Annotated in this window: 13 protein-coding genes and 1 pseudogene; 6 read left to right on the top strand and 8 right to left on the bottom strand. The window is 67.3% G+C overall.

Annotated features, from left to right (window positions below; genetic code table 11):
* Positions 1–16: 16 nt before the first annotated feature.
* Positions 17–428, bottom strand: a pseudogene (locus OG395_RS46785) (transposase); the annotation flags it as partial.
* 451 nt (positions 429–879) lie between these two features.
* Between OG395_RS46785 and OG395_RS46790 the strand changes: the two are divergent.
* Complete coding sequence (locus OG395_RS46790) at positions 880–4,548, top strand: family 78 glycoside hydrolase catalytic domain (RefSeq protein WP_327248353.1); 3,669 nt, start codon at positions 880–882, stop codon at positions 4,546–4,548.
* Positions 4,549–4,656: 108 nt separating this feature from the next.
* On the opposite strand, the gene OG395_RS46795 is transcribed toward OG395_RS46790, so the two are convergent.
* The 4 genes from OG395_RS46795 to OG395_RS46810 form a co-directional block, all read right to left on the bottom strand.
* Positions 4,657–5,043 carry a helix-turn-helix domain-containing protein gene (locus tag OG395_RS46795; RefSeq protein WP_327248354.1) on the bottom strand — a complete coding sequence of 129 codons (387 nt, stop codon included), beginning with the start codon at positions 5,041–5,043 and terminating at the stop codon, positions 4,657–4,659.
* Between the two features lie 296 nt (positions 5,044–5,339).
* Positions 5,340–6,062, bottom strand: a complete 723-nt coding sequence (locus tag OG395_RS46800) for a class I SAM-dependent methyltransferase (protein WP_327248355.1) — start codon at positions 6,060–6,062, stop codon at positions 5,340–5,342.
* Between the two features lie 308 nt (positions 6,063–6,370).
* Positions 6,371–6,760, bottom strand: coding sequence for a RidA family protein (locus OG395_RS46805; RefSeq protein ID WP_327249683.1), 390 nt, complete (start codon positions 6,758–6,760; stop codon positions 6,371–6,373).
* A 483-nt stretch (positions 6,761–7,243) separates the two neighbouring features.
* On the bottom strand, positions 7,244–8,140 hold the full coding sequence (locus OG395_RS46810) for an AraC family transcriptional regulator (protein ID WP_327248356.1): 897 nt from the start codon (positions 8,138–8,140) through the stop codon (positions 7,244–7,246).
* Between the two features lie 87 nt (positions 8,141–8,227).
* Here OG395_RS46810 and OG395_RS46815 point away from each other — a divergent pair, with 87 nt between their 5' ends.
* Positions 8,228–9,238 carry an aldo/keto reductase gene (locus tag OG395_RS46815; protein WP_327248357.1) on the top strand — a complete coding sequence of 337 codons (1,011 nt, stop codon included), beginning with the start codon at positions 8,228–8,230 and terminating at the stop codon, positions 9,236–9,238.
* Between the two features lie 59 nt (positions 9,239–9,297).
* On the opposite strand, the gene OG395_RS46820 is transcribed toward OG395_RS46815, so the two are convergent.
* Positions 9,298–9,543, bottom strand: a complete 246-nt coding sequence (locus tag OG395_RS46820; protein ID WP_442818684.1) for a DsbA family oxidoreductase — start codon at positions 9,541–9,543, stop codon at positions 9,298–9,300.
* Positions 9,544–9,614: 71 nt separating this feature from the next.
* On the opposite strand from OG395_RS46820, the gene OG395_RS46825 reads away from it, so the two are divergent.
* Entirely contained in the window at positions 9,615–10,196 is a 582-nt protein-coding gene (locus OG395_RS46825; protein WP_327248358.1) for a hypothetical protein, read from the top strand.
* 76 nt (positions 10,197–10,272) lie between these two features.
* Here the strand turns inward: OG395_RS46825 and OG395_RS46830 are convergent, their stop codons facing one another.
* Positions 10,273–10,665, bottom strand: coding sequence for a DDE-type integrase/transposase/recombinase (locus tag OG395_RS46830; RefSeq protein ID WP_327248359.1), 393 nt, complete (start codon positions 10,663–10,665; stop codon positions 10,273–10,275).
* Positions 10,666–10,942: 277 nt separating this feature from the next.
* A complete protein-coding gene (locus OG395_RS46835; RefSeq protein ID WP_327248360.1) occupies positions 10,943–11,548 on the bottom strand; it encodes a TetR/AcrR family transcriptional regulator in 606 nt (201 codons plus the stop codon).
* 180 nt (positions 11,549–11,728) lie between these two features.
* Between OG395_RS46835 and OG395_RS46840 the strand changes: the two genes are divergently transcribed.
* The 3 genes from OG395_RS46840 to OG395_RS46850 all read left to right on the top strand — a co-directional run bounded on the left by OG395_RS46840 (position 11,729) and on the right by OG395_RS46850 (position 15,173).
* Positions 11,729–13,144, top strand: a complete 1,416-nt coding sequence (locus OG395_RS46840; RefSeq protein WP_327248361.1) for a purine-cytosine permease family protein — start codon at positions 11,729–11,731, stop codon at positions 13,142–13,144.
* Positions 13,145–13,210: 66 nt separating this feature from the next.
* Positions 13,211–14,863, top strand: coding sequence for an amidohydrolase (locus OG395_RS46845; protein WP_327248362.1), 1,653 nt, complete (start codon positions 13,211–13,213; stop codon positions 14,861–14,863).
* 91 nt (positions 14,864–14,954) lie between these two features.
* Positions 14,955–15,173, top strand: coding sequence for a hypothetical protein (locus OG395_RS46850; RefSeq protein ID WP_327248363.1), 219 nt, complete (start codon positions 14,955–14,957; stop codon positions 15,171–15,173).
* Positions 15,174–15,239: the final 66 nt, after the last annotated feature.

Consider the following 15,239-nt stretch of genomic DNA (forward strand, 5'->3'; position numbering starts at 1 on the left):
TGGCTGGGCTGCGTGATCACGCTGCAGTTTTGAGGGGGCGTCCGCCCCAGCGGACGCCCTTCTCGCTGCGGATGCGGGCCGCGTTCCTTGCGTTCGGCAGCCAGGACGTCGCGGTGGCGGGAGTTGGCGTTGCGTCAGCGCAGACAGGCGTGCAGGGCCCGGGTCTGCACGGTGTGGTTGGAGTTGGCGAAGGTGAACTGCCTCAGCGGTCCGAAGAGCGCCTCGATCGGGTTCGCCCACGAGGCGTAGGTCGGGGTGAAGCACAAGTCGGCCTTGCTCTTCTTCGCCCATCGGCGGATGTCGGCGCCCGTGTGGGCGGACAGGTTGTCCATGATCACGTAGATCGGTGCGCCGTCGGGCCGGGGGGCGCGGATCGAATTCAGCGCGGCCCGGCGGGTCCCGACACCCTTCCTACGGCGGTTGACTCCCTGTTGTTGAATCGTTCAATCCATTCGCTTCATCAGGGGGCCGAAGAAATCCTGATTGAACCAACCATTGATTGAACGTACGACCGTAGTTAGCCTTCCGGCGAGCGATTGAAACGTACCAAACGGAGTGTCAGTTGCTGTCTTCCCCGCGGTTACCGTCCTCGTCCTCGTCAAGCTCGGCGTGCCACAGCTTCTGCGCCACTGGAACCTGAGTCGATGGCGAACAGGGGAGCGGGTCACCGACTCCCGGCCCCTGGTGCACCACCTACCACAGCAGTTGCCTCCGAACCACTCCGTACGAGCCGATCCCCGCGGACACGGCCCACTTCGAGGAGCCCGGCAGATCTGCGAGTTGATTTCGTATGGGCATGGCCAGGTCTGCGTTCTCTTCCGTTGTCCACCCAGCCTCTCGGGCCGGGCAGCCATCTACGCTTACAAAGGAGTCAGGCGTATGTCTGAAAGTGCGCTCAGTCGCAGGCAGGTCGTCGGTGTCATCGGTGCACTGACTGCAGGGATGGCGTTGCCGCTGTCTGCGAGGGACTCGGCCGCTGCGCTGAGTAAGGGCGCCGGAGCGCTCAAGAGCGGAACCGAGGCCACCGAGCCCCGAGGTCTCCAGGTCAACTCGATGACCGAGCCGCTGGGCACCCAGACTGCCCCATCGTTCAGCTGGCTGCCCATCGCGGAGCTCCAGTCGGCGTACGAAGTCCAGGTCGGCAGCGCTCCGGGGAGGGCGAACCTGTGGTCCAGCGGGAAGGTGCGCGGCTCTGACAGCATTTCCGTCGCCTACGACGGCAAGCCCCTTGCACCGCAAGGCTCGTACTGGTGGCGTGTGCGGACGTGGGACGAGGACGGGAACACCTCGCCCTGGAGTGAGGCGACCCGCTGGGAGACCGGTCTCTTCGACGAAGGCGACTGGAGCGGAGCGCACTGGATCGGTGGCCGGCAGCCACAGGACCACGACTGGACGGATCTGACCGAGACGGTGGTCTTCCGGGGCGGCGCGACTCCCACTACTGGGCTGGTCCTCCTGTTCCGGGCCGAGCCGATCGGCAAGGCCTGGGGCGAGGCGCTGAGCTGGACGATTCACCAGAACGGAACCGCGATGGAGTTGGTCATGGCGACCAACCACTACGCGGGAAACACGTGGGTGGATGACGGAACGTCAGAACCCGACTGGGGGGTGAACCACTACGACCCCCAGAGCGAGACCAACCCCACGGCAGTCGGAACCCGCAAGGTCTCTATCGCCACCGTTCCCGTGCCTGTCAGTACGGGGCTCACCCCGGACACCTGGAACATCCAGGATCACACCGTGGAGATCTCCGTGCAGGGGCTGACCGTGACTGCCACGATCAACGGCGTCACCGTCGACAGCAGGACCCTGCAGGGTGACCAGATCCGTAGGCACGGCACCATCGGTTTCGGCGCGAACAGCTCAGCTGTCGTCCGAAGCGTCAAGGTCAAGGGATCGGGAGCCCCAGACTTCTCGGTCGACCTGACGGAGGGGGCGAACCCGTTCGAGAGCGGCATCGGCACGATCGGCGGACTCACCTTCGTGGGAAAGAACGCGATGCTGCCGATCGCGAACCCGTCCGCGCTCCTGCGCAAGTCGGTGACCCTGCCGCGCGGTGAGATATCATCCGCTCGCTTGTACATCAGCGGCGCCGGCTGTTTCACCTTCACCCTCAACGGCGAGCCGTTGACGACAGACGGCAAGCCCGCTGCCGACAACGGCGCGAACGTCCCACGTCTGTTGACGGACCAGAGCGCGTACGACCGCACCATCCTCTACGACACGTTCGACGTCACCGAAAGCCTCGCGGATGGCACGGAGAACGTGCTGGCCGCTGAGCTCGGCCGCGGCTGGTACGGGCTGACCACTCCGACCGAGTGGTACTGGAACCTCGCCCCCTACGTCGGAGCTCCCCGTATGCGGGCGAAGCTTGTTGTGACGTGCGTCGACCGACCCCCGTTGACCGTGGTCACCGACCGGTCATGGCGTACGGCCGACGGTCCGACCCTCTTCGACTCCGTCTACAGCGGAGAGAAGTACGACGCGCGCCGTGCAGCCACTGTCGGGAACTGGCGATCCGTCAAATACCGTGTGAGCAAAGAGTGGCAGTCGGCCACGGTGATGATTCCGCCCGGCAGCTGCCAGGGCGTGTCCCCCCGGTATCACGGTGTGCTGCCGACGACGAGGATCCCGGATGGCTTCGTCCCTGCTACGGTCCGCGCCCACGAGGCAGAACCCGTCCTGGTCAATCAGACCCTGCAGGCCCAGTCCATCGTCGAGACCTCACCCGGCTCCGGGGTGTGGGTCGTCGACTTCGGGCAGATCCTCACCGGCTTCGTCGCCGTCCACTTCACCGGCCTGCCGCGCTCCGCGGAAGGACTGACGCTTCGCATGCGTGGCGGCAACCAGCTGACCGGTGCCGGCACCGCCTCCTCCCCCTGGGTCGTAGGGGAGGAGAACAACTTCCACGACGCCAACCTGCAGACCAACTACTACACGCTCAGCAGCGCCTCCCAGCAGCACTGGGAGCCTCAGTTCGGACACTGGGGGTTCCGCTACCTCGAAGTCCGCAACCTCGAACCGATTTTGGGACGCACCCCGAGCCTCAACCGCGACCGCGACCGCGACCTGTTCACGGTCAACGTGGCCCGATCGGGATTCGCTCGCACCGGTACCTTCACGACGGGCAACGCACTCATCAACCGCATCCAGCACAACCTGGAGTTGGCTGAGCAGAACAACATCGTCCAGAAGCCGACCGACACTCCGTCCCGCGAGAAGAACGGCTGGACCGGCGACACCATGTCCAGCTCGGAGTCGCAGTCGCTGACCTGGGATGTGAACGCGGCCTTCACCAAGTACCTGCGTCACTTCCCCGACGGTCAGATCTCCACCGGACAACTCCCGATGATCCTTCCCGCTGCCAAGGGAGGCTACGGATACGACCGGACGCCGGGCTGGAACGCCACCTGGAAAGCGGTTCCCGCCTGGGACTCGGCCTACTTCGTCATCCCGTGGGAACTGAACAAGTACTACGGCAACAGCGCGCTGTTCGACGAGCTCTACGACCACCAGGACGCGCTCTTGGCCAGCTACGAGAAGCTGTTCACCGCCGACAACAACTACCAGTTCAAGGCAGCGCTGGGCGCCTACTCCGGCGCGGAGAGTGCCGGTAACAACGCCGTCATCAGTTTGGCGTTCTACATCCACTTCTGCGACTACATGGTCAAGGTCGGCAAAATCCTCGGCCGCACCAGCAGGGCCGCCTACTACCAGAACCTGGGCGAGACCCTGCGACGAGCCTTCATCGCCAACTACTGGGACGCGACCAGCGGCTCCTTCGGCCAGGGAAGCATCTCCAGCGAGAACGCCATGGCCATCGCCTTCGGCCTGGTTCCGGGGTCCGACCTGCCCAGCAGCGACCCCCGCTACCTCGCGGGCAGTAAGTCCGTCGATCAGAACAAGGAGGCCCTCGCCAAGCTCTGCGCCGACCGCATCGTCGCCGCGAACAATCACCTGCAGAGCGACATGTACGGCTCCCGGTACGAATTCAACATCCTCTCCGAGTACGGCTACACCGACATCCTCCTCCAAGCCGTCACGCAGAGCGGCGCGCCCGGCTACGTCAGTCAGATCGCACAAGGCGCCACCTCCCTGTGGGAGAACTGGACCGGCGGATCGCTCAACCACCACTACCGCAGCGAGATCGCGACCTGGTTCTACCAGAGCCTGGCCGGCATCAAGCCCACCTCCGTCGCGTACGAGACGCTGCGCATCTGTCCGTTCATCCCGTCGGTTCCCGTCAACAGCAAGGTCCCGACTTCCACGACCGACACCGACCTCGCGCCGGCGCCGCTCAACCAGGTCGCGGCCTCGATCAACACCGTGCGTGGGGAGGTCGCTTCCCACTGGACACGCCGACCCGACGGTCGCGTCGACCTCACCGTCGTCATCCCCCACAACACCTGTGCCGAGGTCTGGGTCCCCACCCAGGGCAAATCGGTTACGGCCCCGAGCGGAGTCACCCACCTCCGCAACGACACGGCTGGTGGAGCGCTTTACCGGGTCTACTCCGCTACCGCAGGAACCTACCGTTTCAACGCCTGAGCTTGGCTCTAAACCCCATCAAGATCATGTCTTGATGGGGTTCGTCGTTCGCCTGACAGCTGGGCGGCCTTTGGGTGATCGAGTCTTCTCGCTGAAGTCGACAGCCGATCAACCCAAAGGCCGTGATGGACAGTCTGCAAGAAGGTGCTCCTCGACCCGGTCGAGCAGGACCGATGGCGGCCGGCCCGGACGCGGCTCATCAGCCAGCCCGTCGAGCCGGTCCTCACCGAACCGGGCACGCCAGCGGTTCACTGTCGCCTGGGCGATGCCGAGTTCGGCCGCCACCTGCTTGTTCGTCCCGCCCTCCGCGCAGCGCAGCACGATCTTCGCCCGCAGCGCGAGGAACTGGGCCGTCTTCGCCCGCCGAGCCCACCGGGTCAACTCCGCCCGCTCGGCCCCGGTGAGCACGAGTCCGGCCTTGGGCCGCCCGGCCCGTGGCTCATCCGCAAAACCGGCCGGCCGCCGGACCGTGAACCGGCCACGCCACTTCGCCACCGTCGCCGACGTCACCTCGAACACGTGCCCCGACAGCTACGACCGTCTTGTCGTCGGCGCCAGGCTTACAAAGCAGATGTCCGCGGATCGAAACCGTCCGCGCCCAGCAGCGCAAAGGCCCCCAACCGATCATGGTTGGGGGCCTTTGACATCTACTTCTGACATCAGTGGGTGGGGTCACTCACGGTCGGGACGCTGCTTGAGCATGCGGTCCAGGTGGCTCACTGCCTCACGCCGGGTGTCCTGGACGACGTGTAATGGTGACGTCGGGTATGGGAAGGGTCCGAATGCCTGGCTCAGTCCAGTGTGTGACGGAGGGTATCTCCGAGCCCGGTGCTCTTTCTCCGTGCCCGGACAGCTAGCACGATCGGAGTTGGCTCACCGGCCTCTTCGAACCTCTCGAATGCCAGGCCCGCGTCGAGGAACGCGTGCATCAGCTCCGGCAGCGGACGGTGGGTGGCGCCGACCTTGTCGCGCACCCCCTGGTCCGTCCAGGACGACTTCGTCCAGTGACCGTCGAGGTAGCCCGGGCGGATCACCACCGCGTGGGGATCGAGGCGGTCGGCGAAGCCGCCGCAGAAACAGGGATGGACACCGACGTGCACGAACACCCCGCCGGGGCGCAACACCCGGGCCACCTCTCGCAATACCTTCGGATATTCGAGCATGTCTGTGTGGACCATCATGGCGATGACGGCCGGTACGGAGCCGTCCTGAACCGGCAGCCGCTCGGCATCGGCCAGAGCGATGGGCAGACGGCCCCGGGCATGCCGCAGCATCCCGGCGGACAGGTCGACACCGACGGGAGTCCACCCCAGTTCCCGGACACCCGCGGCGTGAACGCCGGTGCCACAGCCGATCTCCAGACAGGTGCCGCTGCCTTCACCGAGGAGATCATGCAGGACGCGGCCAAGGTTGAGAGGATTGCCGTCCGCTTTCGCAGCATCCGACCGCTGTCCGCCGAGGAACTCCTGCTCGTACCAGTCTGCGATCTCGTCGTATGCCGCTCTCCGCGCCATGGGCTCCTCCTCGTTCCGAAGCATCGACTCTCGATGCTTGGACTCTTCCCAGGGCGGGCTGCAAGGCCCACGGGTTCACGGTCGGCGTAGTCGGACACACGGCAACCGATTGAAGGTCGCTGACCTGTACCGGCGTCGGTACTGGTGGGCTCTCGTATCCAACTGTCGCCAGTTCTCCGAGGAGTCCAACCGACTGGTGACCTTGGGTGATCGCCAGCGGCGTACGGCTCCGCGTCCCGCCGGACTCTTTGAGGAGGCCTCGAAGATCATCAGCAACCGTTCAACCGCCCGGTCAGAGGGATACCGAGTCACCAGGGGATCACGGCCAGGGCTTCCACCTCCAGCATGAGCTCCGGCCGGTACAGGGCGGCCACCTGTACTGCGGTACTGGCCGGCGCACGCGCGGTGTCGATGTACGCGTCGCGGGCGGCCCGCACCTCCGGCAGTATGGCGACGTCGGTTACGTAGAAGGTGAATTTCGCGACCTCCGCGAACGTAGCGCCGCCTGCCGCCAGACAGCGCCGCAGGTTCTCGAAGACCTGACGGGCCTGGGCGGCGGCATCGTTCTCCCCGACCACATTTCCCTGTTCATCCAGTGCGACCTGCCCGGAGATGACAACCAGTCGTCCTTCGCCCACAACCACATGGCTGTAGCCGTTTCCCGGGGCGACCCCGTCGGGCGAGATGTGGGTGAGCATGGTCTCTTCTGACTCATCCGACACAGGTGTCCTCCTTGAGCGGCAGTTAACGAGGCAAGGGTATAGGGCACCAACTACTGCCATGTCGCCGCCCGTTGAGCCGTGGCCGCCGCCTGTACCCCGTCTTAGCCACCTGCACCGGCGGAAGCCCGATGAGAGGTGGTCTTCGAGTGAAGCCGCCTGTGGCTCGGGCATCGCCGCAGCTCAGGAGTTGTGGCGAGCGACATCGCGCGACGAATCTCAGTAGCGGTGAGATTGATCTTGGAGAGCGCCGCAGCTCAGCGGCCTCTCAGAACCCCGTCGCGGAACTCGCCGGTTCTGAGAGGACTTCTGCGACGTACGACCTGGGCAAACTCTTCGGCGCCGGGAAGGTGGTGCCACCTCTCTCAGCTGGTCGCTTATGAGAATCACCGCGTGTGGCACCCGTTGTTGCAGCCTTGAGGTCCCCGCGCTGTGTGCACACTCGGCGCCTGGCTCCAGGACTTATGCCCGCCGAGTCGTGGAGGTGCGGGTGTGGGTGAGTCGAGCGCGGAGCCGGGCTGCATCCTGTCCGGGCGGGAGGCCGTAGGCGCTGCGGTATTCGCGGTTGAACTGGGTTGCGCTCATGTATCCGACCGCCTGTGCGATCTGGGCCGCGGTGGCGTCGCCTGCGGCCAGGCGCCGCCGGGCCGCCTGCAGCCGCAGGTGCTTTTGGTACTTGAGCGGGCTCATGCCCGTGGCTGCTTTGAAGTGCCGGTGCAGGCTGGCGGGGCTCATGTGTGCGACGGCGGCGATCGCGTCGATGCTGAGCGGCTCTGTGTAGTGCTCGCAGATCCATCGGGCCACCTGGCGCACCCGGCTTGTGGTCGAGTCGGCCAGCGACCACTGGCGCAGGATGGCGCCGAGAGAGCTGCGCAGCAGCCTGTAGAGGACCTCGCTCTCGATCCGCGGGGCGAGAGGGCGGATGTCCTCAGGGGTGTCGAGGAGTTCGACCCAGCGGGTGACCGCGTTGACGAGTTCTGGTGTCATCGGCGCACTGACCTGCCCTGCTGCGGCTGACGTGGTGGCCGAGCCGGTCTCGTCCAGTTCGATCAGCAGGTCGGCGAGCACTCGACCGTCGAGTTGCATGACGGCAGACCGGTAGGGAACCTTCTCCAGGTCGACGGCGACAGGCAGGTCGATCGTGGTGAGGAGCATCTGGCCGGCGTGTGCGACCTGGCTTAGATCTCCCGAGGTGGTGCGCTTCGCGCCGTCGGCGACGAAGCAGATCATCGGCTCGTACAGCAGGCCGGTGGGATCGATGGGTTCGTCGGCCGCGGCAAGGGAGAGCCGGGGGATCTTGGTGTCCGAGCCCAGTCCCACGCAGTGCCGGTCGATGGCCGCGGCTAGCTGATCCAGCACGACCTACTTCCTTCCTGAGAGGATCAGGCAATTTTACGCGACTAGTGCCCCATGTCTCCGAGGTCCCGCGTCCCTAGCGTTGAGGGCATGGCACAGCAAACGACAAACCTCCCCCTGCGGACTCTTGGCAGCCAGGGCCTCCGGGCCGGGGCGATCGGCCTCGGCATCATGGGCATGACCATCGCCTACGGGACCCCGGACGACCAGAGCAGCATCGCCACGATCCGCCGCGCCTACGAACTCGGCGTCACCCTCTTCGACACCGCCGAGCTGTACGGCCTGGGCACCGGAAGCAATGAGCAGCTCCTCGGCCGTGCCGTGAAGGACTTCCGCGACGACATCCTGCTCGCCACCAAGTTCGGCTATGACTTCACCGACCCGGCCAAGTTCGGGATCGCTCTCGACAGCCGTCCCAAGCACATCCGTGAGGTCACCGAGAACAGCCTCCGCCACCTCGGGACCGACCACATCGACGTGCTCTACCAGCACCGCGTGGACCCGAACGTCCCCATCGAGGACGTGGCCGGCACGGTCGCTGAGCTGATCGCCGAGGGCAAGGTGCGCTACTTCGGGCTGAGTGAAGCCGGTCCCGGAACGATCCGGCGGGCCCACGCAGTCCACCCCGTCTCGGTGCTGCAGACCGAGTACTCGGTGTTCGAGCGGGGTGTGGAGGCCGACGTCCTGCCGGTGGTCCGGGAACTGGGCATCGGCTTCGTGCCCTACTCGCCTCTCGGCCGGGGCTTCCTCACCGACACCGTCAAGCCGGCCGCCGAGTACCCTGCCGACGACATGCGCAGCACGGACGACCGCTGGCAGCCCCGCAATTACGAGAAGAACCTCGCCGCGGTCCGCGAGCTGACCGCCCTGGCAGCGGGCAAGGACATCACAGTTACCCAGCTGGCCCTCGCCTGGCTGCTCGCGCAGGGCGACGACATCGTGCCCATCCCGGGCACCCGCAGCCCGCAACGCCTGCAGGAGAACGTGGCTGCCGCGCAGGCCACCCTTACGCCCCAGGACCTCGCCCGTATCGGCAAAATCCTGCCGCACGGGGCGGCCGGCTCCCGCTACAACGAGGCAATACTGCCCAACTGGCAGTAACCAACGACACAGCTCAGAGCAGACAGCAGGACCCCGTCCAAACCAGCCGCGCCCTCCCTCTACCCGCAGGGGAGGTCGCGGTTTTGGTGCTCAGCCCTGTCCGGCCACCGACGGCTCCTCGACTCCACGGACTGCAGGCCGGCCACGCCGTACTTCTTGTCCAGGATGAAGAACGGCACACCGCCCGCGCCCAGTTCAGCGGCCTGGCGCTCGTCGGCCCGTACGTCCTTGGCGTACCGGCCGACGCTGGAGAGCACCTCGCGGACCGCTGTCTCGTCCAGCCCCACCTCGACCGACAGGCCCAAGGCCTCGCAGACCCGCCGGCGAGTCGACGCGAACCACCTGTCTGCTTTTACTTCTCGCGAACATTCCCAAGGTGTCTGACCCACGGTCGTTCTCAGAACGCATCGACAAACGTGAGACCGACAAGCAGGCGCGTCTCGAAGCCGAGGCCCATTCGCTGTGGGCGTCGCAGAACTTCTTCCTCTCTCCGTTCCATGACAACTTCCCGCCGGGCTACCTGACCTCGGGATCAATGAGGGGAGTGCTCGGGGGCGGCTATCGCAGCGAGTCCACGGACAAGAGCACCTTTGACCTGGCCATCGAGAACGGCACCGTCATCGTCGGCTCGCCGGAGACCGTCCGGACGCAGCTCGAGGCCATGTTCGAGCGTATCGACCCCGGCCGTGTGCTGATCGACCCGATGGCGGACTCCAAGCCGGAGTGGCTGGCGAACAAGACGCTGCAGCTGTTCGCCGAGGAGGTCCTGCCGAAGCTGCGTGCGGGCAGCAAGCCGGAGCCGGAGCAGCACGGCTTCCGCTCGCTGGCCGAGTATGGAGCCCTGCGTGGCGAGACTCCCGCTCCCCTGGTCACTTTCGGAGACGGCCTGGTCAACGCCCAGACCGCCCATGTCGCCGAAGCACGTACGGTCCTCGAGCCGTGGAGTCCGAAGGCGTGATACCGCGAGCCGTTCCCCACCCTTGCGAAGTTGTGGTGGGGCATGGCTTTGCGGCTGGCCGCGGCCGCACCGAACGTCACACGGGTGCCGGCTGCGGCTCCTTCAAGGCCTCGGCGACCTTCCGCGCCATCGCCGCGAGCCGTGGCAGCAGACAGCTGTCCAGCGCCTCGATCGTCACACAGCCGGGCCCGCAGCCCGTGCAGACAGGCCTCGGTGAACAGCCGCTGCTCATCGGCCCACCTTTCGCGTATCCCTGGCCCCACGAGAACCACCGCCGCGCCTCGTGGTTGCCATCAGGGGGAGTCGGCAGGTCCGCGTCGTGGCGGGCACCCATCGCATAGCCGAGCAGGCGTCGCGAGAACAGGTCGATGAACGTGGCGAGGTAGAACTTGTCCTCCTCGGTGACGATCTCCGTCATGTCACCGCACCAGACGGGATCGGACGCCTCGGCGGTGAAGTCCCGCTTCACGAAGTCCGGCGCGGCCGGGCCGCTTCCCCGGCCGGGTCAGACCCCCTGCGATGCTTCACCACCCGTGCTACCAGGCCGAGTTCGGTCATCAGCCTCGCGACGAGCTGTTCGTCCTACGCGGCCGACGGCATCGCACCACCGGCCGGCTCCTCGACGGACTCGTGCTCGATCGTCGTTTCGCTCACTTGGCGTCTCTGCTTGATCAGCAGATCTGCCGTTGATTAGACACTCCCGTCGCCGGCGGTCGGGGTGCCCGGCATGATCCGAACGGGAGACCCTAACCCCGCTCCACCAGCCGCTCGGTCGCCGAAAGCGCCATGCGCAGCGCGCTCGCCCGGTCCGCTCCGCGCTGACCGAGGACCACACGCGTGCTCAACCCGTCGAGCAGGGCCAGGAGTTCGGACGCGCGGGCCGCCGTGTCGAGGTCTTCGGCGAAGCGGCCCTGCCGTACGCCCTTGGCGAGGAGCGATTCGAGGTCCTCCTGCCAGCCGCGGTCGATCTCGGCCTGGGCCTGTCGCAGCGGTTCGTTCGACGCCGTGCGCGCCCACAGTTCGATCCACAGGGTCCAGCGCGGATCGCGCGGTCCACGGGGGAGGTACAGCTCCACGAACTGGCCGAGCTTGCGTTCGGCGCCGGCCCGGCCGGCCAGCAGCGCCCGGCGCTCCTCGGCGAGCGCACTCTCGCTCCAGCCCAGCACCTCCAGGAGCAGCCGGTCCTTGCTGCCGAAGTAGTAGAGGATGTGGCCGCCGCTGGTGCCGAGGCGCTTGGCGAGTGCCGACATGGTGAGTCCGGCCAGGCCGTCCTCGGCAATGGCTGTCATCGCCTCCTCCAGCATGCGTTCTCGGGCCAGATGCCCGTCCCGCCGTCGCGTCGTCGCCGCCACGCCACCCCTCCTGTTCCGTGGACCCCGGTGACGACCTTAGCCCGCCTCGGCCCGCGGATTTCGGCGGAGGTCTTGACGAGCCCCCGCAGACACATCTTGAATGCCATTCAAACTTTTAGAACAGCGTTCAAAGTGCTGTTCCGGGGCTCCCGGAGCACGCACGGATGAGAGGCAGGCCGCATGACGCAGCAGGAGACGACCGCGAGGGCGCCCGGCGTGACCATGGCCACCGACCAGGTCTTCCAGGTCGAGACACACGGCATCGACCCGATTCCCGACGAGGAGCGCCACGGCGGCGCGAGGGATCTGTTCTGGCTCTGGTTCGGATCCAACCTCACCTTCACCTACGTCATCAACGGCGCCCTGGCCGTCGCCTTCGGGCTCTCCTTCTGGCAGGCGACCGGCGTCGTCGTCATCGGCGGACTGTCGTTCTTCGCCATCAGCGCCGCCGGACTGAGCGGCGTACGCACCGGCACCGCCACCCTGGTCATCTCTCGGGCCCCCTTCGGCGTTCGCGGCAACTGGCCCGCCGGAATGCTCAACTGGGTGGTCAGCATCGGCTACACGATCCTCAACACGGTCGTCGGCACGCTCGCCCTCGAAGCGTTCTTCGCCGATCTGGGATGGGCCTCCGGCCACACCGGACGTGCCCTCGCCCTGCTGATCACCCTTGCGCTGACGTTCCTCGTCGCCCTCTGGGGCCATGCCACGGTCCAGCTCGCCGAGCGCTGGATCGCGTACGTCCTCGCCGTCGGGTTCGCCGCCCTCCTCGTGTTCCTGCTGCCGGGCGCCGACACGGGCGGGGCGGCGGTCCATCCCGGCGCCTCCGGGTGGAGTCTCGCCTTCGTCGTGATGCTGGCCGGGCCGTTCTCGTACGTTCCGATGCCCGCCGACTACACGCGCTACCTGCCGAAGGCGACCTCGATGCGCTCGCTCACCTGGTACGGAGCCCTCGGCGGCTTCGTCTCCTCGGTCGCCCTGGGCGTGGCCGGGGTGGCCGCCGCCACGCAGACGGACATGACCGACGCGGTGGCGGGCACGGAGAAGCTGCTGCCGGGATGGTTCCAGCCGCTCTTCCTCGCCCTCGTGCTCGGCGGATCGGTCACCAACTCGATCGTCACGCTCTACTCTTCGAGCCTGAACCTCCAGGTGCTGGGCGTCCCCTGGAGCCGCTCCAAGGCCATCATCATCAGCGCGGCCGTCACCGCGGCGGGTTCCCTGTGCGCGCTCTTCCTCACCGACTTCACCAGCTCACTGCTGTCCTTCCTCTCCCTGCTGATCATCGTGTTCGCACCCTGGGGCGGTGTGTTCCTCGCGGACATGATCATGCGCCGCTGCCGCTACGACGCACCGGCACTGCACGCCGGACCGGACGGTGCCTACTGGTACCGGTCCGGCTACCACCCCGCCGGCATGACCGCGCTGCTCGTCGGCATGGTCTTCGCCGCGCTGACCTGCGATTCCGAGCTGTGGACCGGCCCGCTGGTCGCACCGCTGGGCGGCGCCGACCTGACCCTGCTCGGCTCCGTCGTCTCGGGGCTCGTCTACTGGGCGCTCGCCCGGCGGACCGTCGCACCGCACACCGAACCTTCCTGACCGGCGGCCACGCCCCGCCCGAACCACCGACCGACCGCACCACCGCACCGCAAGGAGTCACACCACATGGCCAGCCCCGCCCGTCCCGCCCACCTCGTCCTGCGCAACGCCCGCATCCATACCGTCGACCCGGAACTCCCCGAGGCACAGGCCATGGCGGTGGTCGACGGCCGTATCGCCTGGCTCGGTTCCGACGAGGACGCGAACGGGTGGACGGGGCCCGGCACCCGAGTGATCGATGCCGAAGGCAAGCTCGTGCTCCCCGGGTTCGTCGACGCCCACAACCATGTCCGGCTCGGCTCGGACGACGCCTGCGTCCAGCTCTCCGGCGCCGGAACCCTCGACGAGGTCCACGCCCGCATCCGTGCCTGGCACACCGCCAACCCCGACGCCGGGTGGATCGAGGCGGAAGCCTTCGACTACTCGGCCATCCCGGACGGCCGGATGCCCACCGCCGCCGACCTCGACCCGGTCACGGGTGACGTACCGGCCTTCGTACTCAGCTACGACGTGCACACCGCCTGGGTCAACACCGCGGGCCTGCGCCGCCTCGGCATCGACCGCGACCACACCCACCTGCCGTTCGGCGAAGCCGTGACCGACCCGGCCACGGGTGAACCCACCGGCTTCATCAAGGACTTCGCGGTCAAGGGCCTGTCCCGCGACGGCCACCGCGCCCTCCAGCAGTTGGGACTTCCGTGGGCCTCGCCCGACCGGCAGTACGGGCGGCTCGTCAAGTCCCTCGACGACGCCATCCGCTTCGGCATTACGACGGTGGTCGAACCCCAGAACTCGCTCGACGACCTCCCGCTCTTCGACCGCGCACGCGCCGAGGGCCGGCTCAAGTCCCGGATCGTCGCCGCCCTCTTCCATCCGCGCGGCACCACGGACGCCGACCTCGACGACTTCGCCACCGCCGCCCACCGCTATGACGACGACCGGATCCGGGTCGGACCGCTCAAGCTCTACATCGACGACGTGGTGGAGCCGCGGACCGCGGCCCTGCTGGAACCCTATGCGGGCTGCGGCCACCACCGGGGCGACACCTTCTACCCGCCCGAGGAGTTCGCCGAGCTGCTGACGAAGCTGGACGCCCGCGGCTTCCAGTGCTTCGTCCACGCGACCGGCGACCGGGGCATCCGCACCGTACTGGACGCCGTCGAGCGGGCCCACACGGTCAACGGGGAGCGGGACGCCCGCCACCAGGTCGTCCACGTCGAGTGCCTGGACCCCGACGACACCCCGCGGTTCGCCGCCCTGGGCGTGGTCGCGTGCATGCAGCCCCGCCACTGCGCCCCGGAGGTCGCCGGCCCCGGCAAGGACTGGGCGGAGAACGTCGGGGCCGAGCGCTGGCACAAGGCATGGCCGATGCGCAGTCTGCACACGGCCGGGGCCGTGCTCGCGCTCTCCAGTGACTGGAACGTGGCGGAGATGGACCCGATGATCGGCATCCACACCGCGGTCACCCGGCGCCCGCTGGGCGGTGGTGAGCCCTGGATGCCGCAGGAGACGATCAGTGTGGAGACCGCGGTCCACGGCTACACGATGGGCTCGGCGTACGCCAACTTCCTTGAGCACGAACGGGGTTCGCTGACCGTCGGCAAGGCAGCCGACTTCGTGCTCCTCTCCCGTGACATCCTGCGCGCCGCACCCGAGGACATCCCCGGCACCGTGGCGGAGACCGTCGTGGTCGGTGGAGTCGTCGAACACACCGCGTGATCGGCCCCGACGGCCTCCCGGAGTGCCACGCGTCCGCGTGCCCGGGAGGCCGTCGGGGTTCTTGCCGTTCGTGGTGCAGGGTGGGGGTGGGGTGGATCTCGTAGCGCGCGAAGTTGCCGCACTGGAGGTGGGCGTCACGGACCGTCAGGCGCAGGCGCTCGGTCGTGACCCGCTGGGGCGAGGTGACCGTGCGCTGCTCGACGACTCCAAGATCCGCACCGGCCATTTGCCCCGCACCATGGCCAGCCTGCGCAACCTCACCATCAGCGTCTTCCGCCAGGACGGCCACACCAACAACCGCACGTACTGATCTGTGCCGTCACAAGATCGGGCTCCGTCGTTCGAGAAGCTCACGGTCCCCGCCGAGAGTCTGGAG

Origin of the sequence: Streptomyces sp. NBC_01320, from assembly GCF_035974375.1 — a bacterium.
In the GTDB taxonomy this organism is placed as follows: domain Bacteria; phylum Actinomycetota; class Actinomycetes; order Streptomycetales; family Streptomycetaceae; genus Streptomyces; species Streptomyces yanii.

What these genes read in the sequence shown, in the direction of transcription:
- OG395_RS46800 (WP_327248355.1), bottom strand. Translation starts at nt 6,062, where the DNA reads ATGGCGCGGAGAGCGGCATACGACGAGATCGCAGACTGGTACGAGCAG.
- OG395_RS46805 (WP_327249683.1), bottom strand. Translation starts at nt 6,760, where the DNA reads ATGCTCACCCACATCTCGCCCGACGGGGTCGCCCCGGGAAACGGCTAC.
- OG395_RS46840 (WP_327248361.1), top strand. Translation starts at nt 11,729, where the DNA reads ATGACGCAGCAGGAGACGACCGCGAGGGCGCCCGGCGTGACCATGGCC.
- OG395_RS46815 (WP_327248357.1), top strand. Translation starts at nt 8,228, where the DNA reads ATGGCACAGCAAACGACAAACCTCCCCCTGCGGACTCTTGGCAGCCAG.
- OG395_RS46790 (WP_327248353.1), top strand. Translation starts at nt 880, where the DNA reads ATGTCTGAAAGTGCGCTCAGTCGCAGGCAGGTCGTCGGTGTCATCGGT.
- OG395_RS46845 (WP_327248362.1), top strand. Translation starts at nt 13,211, where the DNA reads ATGGCCAGCCCCGCCCGTCCCGCCCACCTCGTCCTGCGCAACGCCCGC.